Origin of the sequence: Sorangium sp. So ce1153, from assembly GCF_051521595.1 — a bacterium.
Classification (GTDB): domain Bacteria; phylum Myxococcota_A; class Polyangia; order Polyangiales; family Polyangiaceae; genus Sorangium.
Genome location: NZ_CP150361.1, coordinates 13380763 through 13393479, shown reverse-complemented (window position 1 = coordinate 13393479; position 12717 = coordinate 13380763). Strand labels below are relative to the sequence as shown.

Here is a 12717-nt window from a genome sequence, read left to right as displayed (position 1 = left end):
GAGCCGCGATGAGTTTCCCCGCTTCGCCTTCAATGCCCCGCCACCACGCGCACGCCGGCGCCCTGAGACGCGGGATCTTGCCGCTGCTCGCCGGCCTGCTCGCGCTCGTGGCGCTCGCGCCGGTGCCGGCGCGGGCGGCGTCGTGGGACACCGACAACGACCAGGTCGCGAACGGCGTCGATAACTGCCCTGGCGTCAGCAACCCGAGCCAGTACGACGGCGACGGGGATGGACTCGGCGACGCCTGCGACGACAACGACGACAACGACGACACGCCGGACGAGGCGGATCTCGACGACGACAACGATGGGATCGAGGACGCCACCGACAGGTGTCCGACGATAGCCACGCCCATGGGGGCGATGCCGAACTTCGACGACGACGGCGACGGCGTCCCCGACGTCTGCGACAACTGCCCAGCTGACCGCAATGAGGATCAGCTCGACAGCAACAGCGACGGGGAAGGGAACATCTGCTCGCCGGACAACGACGGCGACGGGATCAATGACACTCCTGACAATTGCAACGAAGTCCCCAACCCCGGGCAGGCCAACGCCGATGGCGACCAGTTCGGCGACGCCTGCGACAATTGCCCCACCGCGTACAACAACGACCAGCGGGACAGCGACAACGACGGCATCGGCAACGCCTGCGACAACTGCGCGAATACCCATAACACCGATCAAAGCAACACCGACCGTGACGCCTTCGGCGATGCCTGCGACAACTGCCCTGGCAATGCGAACACCAGCCAGACGGACACCGACGGAGATGGCGTCGGCGACGCCTGCGACAACTGCCCGAGCCGCGCGAACCTGAGCCAGAGCAACGGGGACGGCGACACCTTCGGCGACGCCTGCGACAACTGCCCCGGCACCTCCAACAGCGACCAGGCGGACGCGGACGGCGACACCTTCGGCGACGCCTGCGACAACTGCCCGAGCCGCGTGAACGATCAGGAGAACGCGGACGGCGACGGCTTCGGAAACGTCTGCGACAACTGCCCTTACATCGCCACGCTGACCCAGGTCGACACCGACGGCGACGGCGTCGGCGACGCGTGCGACAACTGCCCGCTCCTCATCACCGGTACTCAGGCCGACGGCGACGGCGACCATGTCGGCAATGCTTGCGACAACTGCCCCGAGGTCCCCAATTCAACCCAGGTGGACGGCGACGGCGACGGCTTCGGAAACGCGTGCGACAACTGCCCTGGCAACGCCAACGCAGGCCAGGTCGACGACGACGGCGATGGGGTCGGCAACGTCTGCGACAACTGCCCGACGCTGCAGAACGCGCCCGGCGCCGGCGGCGTTCAGGTCGACGGCGATCGGGACGGGATCGGCGACGCCTGCGACAATTGCCCGGCGGTCGCCAACACGAGCCAGATCAACACCGACGCGGCGACAGGCGATCTGGACGGGGACGACTGCGACGAGGACGACGACGCCGACCGCGTGCCCGACGTCAACGACAACTGCCCGCTCGTGTCGAATACGAACCAGAGGAACACGGACCGGAGCTTCCCCGGCGGCGATGACAGGGGCGACGCGTGCGACAACGACGACGACGCAGACGGCGTGCCTGACGCGACCGACAATTGCCCGCTCACGCCGAACCCGGATCAGACGAACACGGACGAGCACCTGACCGACGGCGACGGCTTCGGCGACGCCTGCGACGATGACGACGACGCCGACCGCGTGCCCGACGTCAACGACAACTGCGTCACGACGCCGAACCCTGCCCAGGCCAACACCGATCTCAGCCTCCCCGGCGGCGACGTCCTCGGCGACGACTGCGATGAGGACGACGACGCCGACGGCGCGCTCGACGAAGGCGACAACTGCCCCTTCGCGCCGAACAGCAATCAGCTCAACACGGACGAGGGCCTCCCCGGCGGCGACGACGCGGGCGACGCGTGCGACAACGACGACGACGCGGACGGGGTGCCGGACGGCTCCGACAACTGCATCACAACCCCGAACCCGGACCAGGCGAACAACACAAAGAACGGGCCTGACGACCCGTACGGCGACCTCTGCGACGAGGATGACGATCAAGATCGCGTCCTCGACGCGGACGACAACTGCGCGTACGACGTCAACACCAACCAGCTCGACACGGACCGCGACGGCGACGGCGACGTCTGTGATGACGACGACGACGACGACGGGCTCACGGACGCCGAGGAAGCGGCGCTCGGGACCGACCCGACCAGCGTCGACTCCGACGGCGACACCATCGGGGACATCGAGGAGGTGGCGAACCGCGACAATCCTGCCGATCCTGCCAACAACACCGACAGGGATGCGGCCATCGACGCGGTGGACCCGGACAGCGACAACGACGGGCTGCTCGACGCCGAGGAGGCCGGAGATGCCCTGCTGAGCACGCCTGCATTCGACACCGACGACGCGGACGACATCCCGAACTACCGGGACACCGACTCGGACGACGACGGCGTGCCCGACGGCGACGACAACTGCCCGCTCCTCGCGAACGCGCCGCCGAACCCGGGGGAGCCGCAGACCGACACCGACAACGACGGCAAGGGCGACGTCTGCGACGGCGATTCGGACAACGACGGCGTGCTCGACGGCGACGACAACTGCCCGCTCCTGGCGAACGCCGGGCAGCAAGACGCCGACGGCGACGGCACCGGCGACGTGTGCGATCCGGACGCGGATCCGGACGGCGACGGGGTGATCAACGCGGACGACAACTGCGACTTCGACGCGAACCCGCCGTCCGCTCCGGGCGAGCCGCAGGCCGACCTCGACGACGACGGCGAGGGCGACGCCTGCGATGACGACGCCGACGGCGACGACATCCCGGACGCGGACGACAACTGCCGGATGACAGTGAATGCCGGGCAGGAAGACGCTGACAGCGACGGCCGCGGGGACGCCTGCGACAACTGCCCGCGCCTGGCGAACGCCGGGCAGGAAGACGAGAACGGCGACGACCTCGGCGATGCCTGCGATCCCGACGGCGACGGGGTGACGACCGAGTTCGACAACTGCCCGGGCGTGGCGAACGCCGGACAGGAAGACACCGACGAGGACGGCCTGGGTGACGCCTGCGATGGGGCAGCGCCGACCGGCGGCGGCGGGATGGGCGGCGAAGGCGGCGAAGGCGGCGCGGGCGGCGCCGGTGGCGAGGCCGGGACGTCCACGGCGACCAGCGGCGGCGGGACGGCGCCAGGGTTCCAGGGCGGCTGCGACTGCCGCGCTGGGCGCGCGCCGGCCTCCCAGCAGCCGTGGGGCCTGCTGCTGGTCCTCTCCGCCGTGCTCCGGCGGTTCGGGCGGCGGCACCCGCGGCGGGCGGCGTGAGCCCACCTGGCAGCGGTTGCGTCCTGGCGATCACCCGAGGCACATGTCCGGCGCGCGCGACGGCTTCTCCGCGGAGCGGCCGTCCGGTTCGTCGACCTGATCACGTGGTTTCAAGGAGGACCCTCATGCAGGCATCTCGGTGGATCGCGGTGTGGATGGCGGTGGGCGCACTCGGCATGACCGGCACGGGCGCGGGGTGTGGCGGTGACGAGTCAGGCGACGAGCCGCCCGCGAGCTCGGCGTCGACCACCAGCACAGGCGAGGGCAGCGCGAGCAGCACGGGGACCGGCGGCGACGGCGGCTCGGGGACCGGCGGCGACGGCGGCTCGGGGACCGGCGGCGACGGCGGCTCGGGGACCGGCGGCGACGGCGGCTCGGGGACCGGCGGCGACGGCGGCTCGGGAACGGGCGGTGACGGCGGCTCGGGGACCGGCGGCGACGGCGGATCCATGGGCCAGAGCTTCAATCTCACCCTGCGTGGCAGCGGGTACGTCCCCGCCTACGACGTCGGAACCGACGTCTACGTGGAGGTCATCGCCGTGGGCGAGAGCGCGGCGACGCTCAGCGCATCGGACACGATTGACGAGGGCGGCGCGTTCTCCGTGACGGGGCAGGTGCTCGGCGGCAAAGCCTACAAGATGCACTGGTACGCGGATCTCGTGGCCGACGGAGCGTGCAACGAGGGGCAGGATCATGTCTGGACGCAGGACATCCCCACCGTCACCGCGGATATCTCGCGCAGCGTCGCCCCCAACACGGACTTCGACACCTGCCCATGAGGCATCGCGCACAGTCATCGCATAGCCCCAGGGTGGAAACCCGGATATTGCCCCCCGCCGCACGCCCCCGCTATCGTGGCCCCCGATGAGGTCGTCCTCCATCGCAGCGGCAGCGGCAGCGTCCTTCCTGCTGACGCTCGCCAGCGCTTCGAGGGGTCAATCCACCGGCGGCTTCGCGCTCAACCGGTTCGAGCCGGCGCCCGCCGGCGACGTGTTCTTCGGCGTCCCCTCCCCGGCCGCGCCAGGCCAGCTCACGCCGCGCGCCCACGCGATGTTCGATTACTCCCATCGGCCGGTCCGCACCGCGCCCCCCGAGGGCGCCGTCGATCTGCGCGAGGTCGCCATCGTCTCCTCGCAGGCGTTCCTGCGTCTCGACGCCTCGCTGGCGCTCTGGGACCGCGTGCTGCTCTCCGTCGACGCGCCGCTCGCCGTCGTGCAGGGCGGCGACGATCCCGGGTTCTCTGACACGCAGTTCACCGAGCTGAACGCGCCCGTCGTCGGCGATCTCCGCCTCGGCGCCCGGGCCCGGCTGCTGGGGCAGGACGCGGGGCCCATCCAGCTCGGGATCGGCGGTTACCTTTTCCTGCCCACCGGGTCACCGGCGCAGTACACCGGCGATTCATCCGCCCGCGGCGACTTCCACGCGAGTCTCGGCGGCCGCGTCGGCGCGCCGCTCGCGTTCCTCTGGAGCGCGAGCGGGGGCGTCGAGGTCGGCCGCGGCTCGAACAGCCCGCCGCTGTTCACCTTCGGCGGCGCCGCGGGGCTCCTCCTCGCCGGTGATCTGCTCCAGCTCGGCGCCGAGCTGTACGGCGCGGCGCCGCTCGGAGAGGATCTCCAGCTCTCGAGCACGCCGCCCACCCGAGCGGACGCCGGCGTCAACGCCGAGCTGCTCTTCGGCGCCAAGCTGCGCGTCCTCGGCGGCCTCACCGTCGGCGCAGCCGCCGGGCCGGGCCTCTTCGACGCGGTCGGCACACCGAACGTCCGCGCCGTCGGAATGGTCGGCTGGGCGCCGCTCCCGCAGCCGGCGCCTCCCGAGCGCACACCGGCCGCCACCGCCGCGGGAGACAAGGACGACGACGGCATCAACGACGACATCGACGCGTGCCCCGACGTGAGGGGCGAGCCGTCGCCCGATCCCGCGAGGGACGGCTGCCCTCCGGCGGATCGCGACGGCGACACGGTGCTCGACGTCGACGACGCGTGCCCGACGACGCCGGGCCCCCGGCGCGCCGACGCGACGAAGAGCGGCTGCCCGGACGACGCGGACGACGACGGCTTCCACGACGGGATCGACGCCTGCCCGAGCGTGGCCGGCGCGGCGAGCGACGATCCGAAGAAGGTCGGTTGCCCCGGTGACGCGGACGGCGACGGCATCGCCGACGCCGCGGACGCCTGTCCAGCGGCCAGAGGGCCCGCCAGCCGCGATCCGAAGCAGAACGGCTGCCCCGACGATCCGGACGGCGACGGCGTCCGCGGCGCCGCGGACGCCTGCCCGAGGGAGCGCGGGCTGCCCGACCAGGATCCGAGGCAGAACGGGTGTCCGAGGTTCGTGCGGGTGCACGCCGACGAGATCACCACCTCGAAGCCGGTGCAGTTCATCCCTTATGGCAAGACACGCACGCAGACGGTCGACCCCATCTCCGACGAGATCCTCTACGAGGTGCGCGACGCCATCCTGCAGAACCCGGACATCGAGCTCGTCGAGGTGCAAGGGCACACGGACGACAACGGGACCGAGGAATTCAATCTGACCCTGTCCCAGGAGCGCGCCGACGCCGTCCTCTCGTGGCTCGTGGCCGCCGGCGTGCCGCGGGAGAAGCTCGTGGCCAAGGGGTACGGGTTCGAGCAGCCGCTCGCGGACAACCGCGTCAAGACAGGGCGCCAGAAGAACCGGCGCGTCGAGTTCATGATCATCAAGCGCAAAGGGCAGCAGCCCTAGCGATCAGAAGTCGTAACGGAGGCTCACGCCGGGCGCGACCATGAACACGAGGTCGTCCATCACGGGCTCGGGCCGGAAGGTGCCGATACCGTCGGTCGACGCCGGGATCTCGATTGTCGGATCCCACCTGGGCGGCTCGGGGGCGATGAGCACCAGCAGCTTGACCCCGGCCGAGACCTCGAAATGCTCGGCGAAGCGGGCGCCGAACCGCAGCTCGGGATCCAGGAAGAGGTACGTGGCCGACGAAAAAGATGCGGCCGGCGCCGCGAGGATCACGCTGCCGTCCCGCGCCGTGAAATTGCCGCTGCGCTCGTCGCGGACCTGGCCGAGCAACACCCCGGCGCCGAGGCGGAACTGCAGGGGGAGGCGCTGCTCCACGTGGTACCCGATCGTCGCGCCGACGAGCACGCCGCTCAGCCGCAGATCGTCGTCCGCGAGGCCTCGATCCGGCTCGGCCACGCCCACCGGATAGAGCTCGGCGTCGCGGCCCTCGACGCCCTGGAACGCCATCAGGCCTCCGACCTCGACGCCGAAGCCGAGCCCCGAGCCGAGCTCGTAGGCGCCATGGAGGAAGGCGGCGCCGCCGAGCCCGAGCGAGCGCGAGCAGCCCCCGGAGCAGCCGGCGACGTCACCCCCGAGCGTCGGCACGAGCAGGAACGACGCGCTCGCGTCGAGCGCGATCTTCGGCGGTTTGCGCCAGCGCGGCGCGTCCTCGTCGCGCTCGAGCTGCAGCGTGAGCACCTCGCGCTCCCCGCGGTCGAGCGTCACGGTACGCGACCCGGTGACGAAGCCGTCGGCCTTCACCTCGACGCGGTGCTGGCCTTCCTTCAGCCGGCCGAGCCACACGCCGTTGCCGACGTTGACCGAGTTGATCCACACGCTCGCGCCCGGCGGCGTGGGGTTGACGCGCAGCGAGGCGTCGAGCTCCTCGGCGAGCAGCGACAGCGTGGTGAGCTCCTGCGGCCGCACCGGCGCGGCGGTCGGCTGGGAGCCGAGCTTCCCCTCCCCGCGCAGCGTGACCATGTGGTTGCCGACGGACAGCGGGCCGAGCCAGGGCGTGCGCCCGACGACGACGTTGTCGACGAGCACATCGACCGTCTTGCCGGTGCGCTCGACGACGCGCAGCCTGCCGGAGCGCAGGAGCCTGCGCAGCCTGGCCTGCACCGGGACCGTCTGGCCGCCGGCGACGTCGACGCGCCGCTCGAACGGCTCGAACCCCTCCTTGAAGACGCGGAGCACGTGCGGTCCAGCGGGCACGCGGATCGGCTTGAAGGGCGGATACTGGCCGCGGTCCTCGCCGCTCACGACGATGGACGCGCCCGGCTCGGCGCCGGTGATGTCGATCGTCCCGACGCGCGCCCGGAGCTCGGCGATGTCGCGCTGGACGGCTGCGCGCTCGGCGGCCGACGCGTTGAAGTCGCGGAGGAACGCCTCGAACATGTCGAGCGCCTCGTCGTGACGCTGCAGCTCGCGCAGCGCGATCGCCGCGTTCCTCGTCGCGGCGCGCGTCGGGAACAGCTTGCGCGAGAGCATGAACTCCGCGAGCGCGGGCCCGATCGATCCCTGACCGAGGAGCGCCAGCCCCCTCTCGAAGTGCTGCAGCGCCTCCTGGCGGACGGCCTCGGACACCGGGACCTCGTCTCCCAGCGAGCGCGGCGAACCCGGGTCCTGCGCTGGCGCGGCCTCGCCGGAGGCCGCCGGAGCCGGCCCCGCCTCGCCCGGCGAGGCCGGCGGCGGCGCGCCGGGCTGCGCGCGCGCCGGCAGCGGCGCGAGCGCGGTCAGGAGCCCCGCCGCCATCGCCGTCAGGAACAGCGCACGCCGGCGAGGCGCGCTCGCGCAGCCCGGAAGATCGGCTGTCTCGGAACCCTGCGTCGACCCGCTGCGCCTGGCCGACGGCCGCTCAAGCTCGCCCATCACGTTCGTCTGTCCCGCCCTGCTCCAAGGAGGCTCACTGCTTGAATTCGCCGGTGTCGTGCGTGAACCCCGGAGGGACAGCGGGGCGCGTCGTGCCCGGCGGCGGCGCGGCGCTCGCCTTCGTCGTCGGCGCGGTGCGTCCATGCACGACAGGGAGCTCGACCTTCGCAGGGTATGCCCCGCCCTCGGTGATGGCGATCTCGGTGGTCACCTGGGCCGAGCCCTTGAACACGCGGACCTTGTACGTGCCGCCGAGGCGCCCGTTGATCTCGAGCACGCCGTCGGTGGTGGTCGCGCGCTCGCCCTCGAGCTCGACCAGCGCGTCTTCTGGCCAGATCACGACGCGCACGCGCCTCTTCGCGGGCTCGCTCGGCGGCGCGGCGGAGCTGGGCGGCGCCTCCACGATCGCGACCGGAGGCGGAGGCGTGAGCTGGCTGGCCGACGTGATGGGCTCCGGCGCCGCGATCTGCGGCGCGGGGGCGGCCTCGGGGGTCGCGGAGAAGCGCCGCACCACGATCACGCCCAGCCCCACCACGGCGCCGAGGGCGGCGATGCCGCCGACGAGCGCGACGCCCTTGGCGGACCGACCGAGGCGCGCGCCGCTGCCGGAGCGCGAGGCCGTGAGCCCGTTCTGCGTGCCTGACGGCACGGCCGGATACGCCCCGCTGCGCAGCGCCGAGCCATCGACGGCCGGGTACCCGCCGCTCGCGTTCGCGTTCGACGCGGCCGGATACGCGCCGCTCGGCAGCGCCGAGCCGCCGACGGCCGGGTACCCGCCGCTGGCGTTCGCGGGGGGTATCGACGGCGACGACGCGTGCGGGTTGCTCTGCCGCGCCTCGGGGGCGCTCGCGCCGAGGCGCGGGGCCACGTGGTGGCGGTGGGCCTCGGTCAGGGGGACGAGCATGTCCTCCTGGATGGCCCACCCGTAAGGCAACATCGGCCGGAGCGTGGCCAGCATCTCCTGCGCGCTCTGGAACCGGCGCGCCGGGTCTTGCTGGAGGCAGCGGTGGACGACGGCCGCGATCTCGGCCGGGACCCAGGGCGCGAAGTCCTGGAGCGGCGGCACGGGCGACGAGCAGATGGAGAGGATGAGCTGCCCGAGGGCCTTGATGTCGTGGAAGGGCGTGCGCCCGGAGAGCGCCTGATAGAGGACGGCGCCGAGCGACCAGATGTCGGTGCGGTGGTCGATCTCGCGCTGCCCGACCGCCTGCTCCGGCGACATGTAGAGCGGCGAGCCCACGAGGCTGCCGGTCTTCGTGAGATCGGCGCCCTCGGTGTCGTTCGCCTGGTCCATCTTGACCTTGGCGATCCCGAAATCGAGCAGCTTGATGATGATCTCGCCCGCGTCGCGCCGCGCGAGGAACAGGTTGTGCGGCTTGATGTCGCGATGGACCACGCCGGCGTCGTGCGCCTTCTGCAGGCCGAGGCAGCAGTGCACCGCGATGCGCAGGGCGACGTGCGGCGCGAGCGCGCCGTTGCGGAGCAGGAGGTGCTGGAGGTCCTCGCCGGAGAGGTACTCCATCGCGAGGAACGGCAGCTTGGTCTCGCGATCGACCCCGGCGTCGAGCACCTGGGTGATGTGCTGCGTGTCGATGGCTCCGGCGGCGCGCGCCTCGCGCTGGAACCGCTGAACGATCTTCGGATCGCGGGTCAGGTCGAGCGAGCTGATCACCTTGATGGCGCAGCGCCGGCCCGTCGCTGTGTGCTCGGCTTCGTACACCGAGCCCATCGCTCCCTCCCCGAGGAGCTTGGCTATCCGGTACTTGCCGTCGATGACCGTGCCGATCACAAGGCTACGATCGACTGTATGCGGTTCCGCTGGGGAGCGCAACGCTCACCCGCGGCGCGATGCGTCGTGGAGGCATTGGAGCGACCGGAGCGACCGGAGCGACCGGATTTCCAGTGCGGCCACCTTCATGGCTGGCCCGGGCGACGCGTCGCTCACTTCTGGCGAAGGGTCTTCATCGCGCCTGCCCAGGCGAGGAGCTGGTCGAGCAGGCCGCCGACAGACTTCTCGTGGCGCGGGTGGGGCTTGAACACGCTGTAGTTCTCGAAGTCATCGTGCAGCGAGAGCATGACCTGCGCGCGCACGTCCGCGATCTGGAGCTCGGCCATCACGAGCCGGAGCTGCTCGACGGCGCGGGAGCCCCCCGCGCTGCCATAGCTCACGAAGCCAGCCGCCTTGTTGTTCCATTCCTTGTACAGGAAATCGAGCGCGTTCTTGAGCGCGCCCGAGGTGCCATGGTTGTACTCCGGCGTGACGAACACGAAGGCATCGAAGGAGTCGATCTTCGCCGCCCACGCCTTGGTGTGAGGCTTGGAGTACTGTCCCATCGACGGCGGCACAGGCTCGTCGAGCAGGGGCAGGTTGAAGTCCTTGATGTCGACGAGCTCGTACTCGGCGCCACCATGCTTCGTCGCCACGCCGTGGACCCACTTCGCGACGGCCTCGCCGTTCCGTCCCGGCCGCGTGCTCCCCAGGATGATCGCCACCTTCAGCATGTCTGCGCTCCAGTCGATGGCCCCTCTCCGATCGGGCGAACGGGCGGCAGGATGCACATTCCGATGACATCCCGGTGGTCAGGAGGGGCTGTTCGAGGTTGCTACGAGCTGCGTATCGAGCGCGTGTACATCCCGCACCGCGCACGCGTCAAGTGGGCTGGCCAGCCGGCGCCTGGAGGTTGCTCCGCGACGCTAGCGAGCTCGACCACGTCATGGTGCGTGAGGCGATGATGGCGATGAAGATGAAGGCGATGATGGCGATGAAGATGGAGCCGTGGCCCTGGCCCTGGCCCTGCGGGCGAGGGCCACATACCTGATGAGCAGACTGACGGCTGACCACAGCGCGAGCACGGCGAGCGGCCAGGCGAGCAATCGCGGGAAATACAGGGCGAGCGCCGCGCTGCCGAGGAGCAGGAGCGCGCCGCCGAGCAGGATGCCGCCCTCGGCCGCGCCGAGGACACGGCGGTTCGTGATCGCCGCGCCCACCGTGTTCGCGAGGCGCAAGGCGCCCGCGGCGGAGCGCCCGGTCCCGGCTTCCTGCCGGGGGCGCGCTCTGAGCTGGCTGGCGCGGCGTCGCGCGTGGAGGACGATCTCGGTCGAGCCGCGGAGATCTTCCTCGAACTGGGCCTGCATTCGCCCGGCGAACTCCTCGTCCTCGATCGCCACGTCGATCTCGCAGTTCTCCAGCCAGCTCGCGACGTTGAGGTTGCTCGATCCCACGCGCGCCCAGCGGCCGTCGGCCACTGCGGTCTTTGCGTGGAGCATCGAGCCATTCCACTCGTAGACGCGAATGCCGGCTTCGAGCAGCGGGCGATAGCCGGCCCGCGACAGCGAGCCGACGGCCGGGACATCGCTCGTGCCCGGGACGAGCAGGCGCACGTCGACCCCATCGCGCGCCGCCGCAGCGAGCGCCTGGACGTACGGCGCGACGCCGACGAAGTACGCATCGGTCAGCCAGAGGGATCGCTGCGCCAGCGCGGCGATCAGCTGATCGAGCCGGTAGAGTCCGGTCGTGCTCGGCAGCTTCGCCACGACGCGCACGTCCACGGGGCCCACCGCCGCGGGGACCCCGGCGAGGACGGGCAGGTCGGCGGGCAGCTCTTCGCCGAGGCTCGCCCAGTTGTCGGCGAAGGCGACGGCGAGCGAGTGTACGGCAGGCCCTCGCACGGCGACGCCTGTGTCGCGCCACGGCGGCACGCGGTGCGCCGGATTGCCCAGCCATTTGCCGCTGACGCAGATGCCGGAGACGAAGCCCACCTCGGCATCGACGACGAGCAGCTTGCGATGATCGCGCGTCACCCAGCCGAACGGGCTGGTGAAGCTGAACGGATTGTACGTGCGGACCTCGCCGCCGGCCGCGCGGAGCTTGCTCCAGAAGTGGTCCGTCGATGAGCCAAGGCACCCGAACCAGTCGCGGACCACGCTGACGTGGACGCCCGCCGCCGCGCGCTCGCTGAGCGCCTCGCGGAACTCGCGCGCCAGCTCGTCGTCGGCGAAGATGTAGTTCTCGAGCAGGATCGAGCTGCGCGCTGCCCTGATCGCGTCGAGCCAGGCGTCGAAGTTCGCTCGCCCGTCGATCAGCAGATCGACCGTGTTCCCGCCGATGAGCGGCGCGCCGGCGACGCGGCTGAAGGTCTGCCGTGCGAGGGGGCGCAGCGGCGCGTTCGTCGGCAGGGAAATGCGGGCGGGAGCGCGAGCGGCGGCCATGGGACTCAATCACGTACATGTGCCACAGATCCGCCGTGGACTCATCTTGCCAGGAGCTCGCCCGCTCTCGGCGGGTGTTCGCGATGTTTACCCTTCGCAGTAGCCCTGGATCTGTGTAGATCCGGCCGTCGTGCCCCCGTTCTCGATGAGCGCCGACGCTCGCGTGCACCTCGTCCGGTCAGGAGGAAACGAGCGATGAGCTCCGCGGCGCCCTTCGAAGCCTCTGGGACGGCGCGCGCACGCCGACGACGACCACGACCACGCCGCCCGAGCCGCACGCGAGCACGGCGCCCTCGGCCCGCCCGGCACGGGCAAGACGCAGCTCGCGAAGGCCGCCGCGAACGACGGGTACTGCACGGGCGCCTTTCTCCCTGGGTCGAAAGAGGGGCGCGACAGAGCGCTCTTACTCCGCCTGCGCTGCGTCCACGCTCTGGACTAGAACGTCCGAACATATCGGCCGCGATGCGATTCCAATAGGTTACGCAGCCTCCTGAAACAACCGCTGAGCCGCCTCGAGGTTCTGGATCGCTGCGGCGCGCCG

At 71.2% G+C, this 12717-nt stretch carries 7 protein-coding genes; 3 read left to right on the top strand and 4 right to left on the bottom strand.

Annotation, left to right across the window (positions count from 1 at the left end):
• The first annotated feature begins 8 nt into the window (after window positions 1-8).
• From WME85_RS48855 to WME85_RS48845, 3 genes are all read left to right on the top strand, one after another.
• Window positions 9-3335, top strand: a complete 3327-nt coding sequence (locus WME85_RS48855; protein ID WP_437831984.1) for a thrombospondin type 3 repeat-containing protein — start codon at window positions 9-11, stop codon at window positions 3333-3335.
• 125 nt (window positions 3336-3460) lie between these two features.
• The gene (locus tag WME85_RS48850; protein ID WP_437831981.1) at window positions 3461-4114 is read left to right on the top strand and encodes a hypothetical protein; all 654 of its coding nucleotides are present in this window, start codon (window positions 3461-3463) and stop codon (window positions 4112-4114) included.
• An 85-nt stretch (window positions 4115-4199) separates the two neighbouring features.
• On the top strand, window positions 4200-6053 hold the full coding sequence (locus WME85_RS48845; protein ID WP_437831978.1) for an OmpA family protein: 1854 nt from the start codon (window positions 4200-4202) through the stop codon (window positions 6051-6053).
• 3 nt (window positions 6054-6056) lie between these two features.
• On the opposite strand, the gene WME85_RS48840 is transcribed toward WME85_RS48845, so the two are convergent.
• From WME85_RS48840 to WME85_RS48825, 4 genes are all read right to left on the bottom strand, one after another.
• Window positions 6057-7967, bottom strand: a complete 1911-nt coding sequence (locus WME85_RS48840) for a PEGA domain-containing protein (protein WP_437831975.1) — start codon at window positions 7965-7967, stop codon at window positions 6057-6059.
• Window positions 7968-8001: 34 nt separating this feature from the next.
• Complete coding sequence (locus WME85_RS48835) at window positions 8002-9756, bottom strand: serine/threonine-protein kinase (RefSeq protein ID WP_437831973.1); 1755 nt, start codon at window positions 9754-9756, stop codon at window positions 8002-8004.
• Between the two features lie 152 nt (window positions 9757-9908).
• On the bottom strand, window positions 9909-10469 hold the full coding sequence (locus WME85_RS48830; RefSeq protein WP_437305904.1) for an NADPH-dependent FMN reductase: 561 nt from the start codon (window positions 10467-10469) through the stop codon (window positions 9909-9911).
• A gap of 210 nt (window positions 10470-10679) precedes the next feature.
• Window positions 10680-12176: a phospholipase D-like domain-containing protein gene (locus WME85_RS48825; protein WP_437831970.1), complete on the bottom strand. Its 1497-nt coding sequence runs from the start codon at window positions 12174-12176 to the stop codon at window positions 10680-10682.
• Between the last annotated feature and the right edge of the window lie 541 nt (window positions 12177-12717).

What these genes read in the sequence shown, in the direction of transcription:
- WME85_RS48855 (WP_437831984.1), top strand. Translation starts at nt 9, where the DNA reads ATGAGTTTCCCCGCTTCGCCTTCAATGCCCCGCCACCACGCGCACGCC.
- WME85_RS48850 (WP_437831981.1), top strand. Translation starts at nt 3,461, where the DNA reads ATGCAGGCATCTCGGTGGATCGCGGTGTGGATGGCGGTGGGCGCACTC.
- WME85_RS48845 (WP_437831978.1), top strand. Translation starts at nt 4,200, where the DNA reads ATGAGGTCGTCCTCCATCGCAGCGGCAGCGGCAGCGTCCTTCCTGCTG.
- WME85_RS48840 (WP_437831975.1), bottom strand. Translation starts at nt 7,967, where the DNA reads ATGGGCGAGCTTGAGCGGCCGTCGGCCAGGCGCAGCGGGTCGACGCAG.
- WME85_RS48830 (WP_437305904.1), bottom strand. Translation starts at nt 10,469, where the DNA reads ATGCTGAAGGTGGCGATCATCCTGGGGAGCACGCGGCCGGGACGGAAC.
- WME85_RS48825 (WP_437831970.1), bottom strand. Translation starts at nt 12,176, where the DNA reads ATGGCCGCCGCTCGCGCTCCCGCCCGCATTTCCCTGCCGACGAACGCG.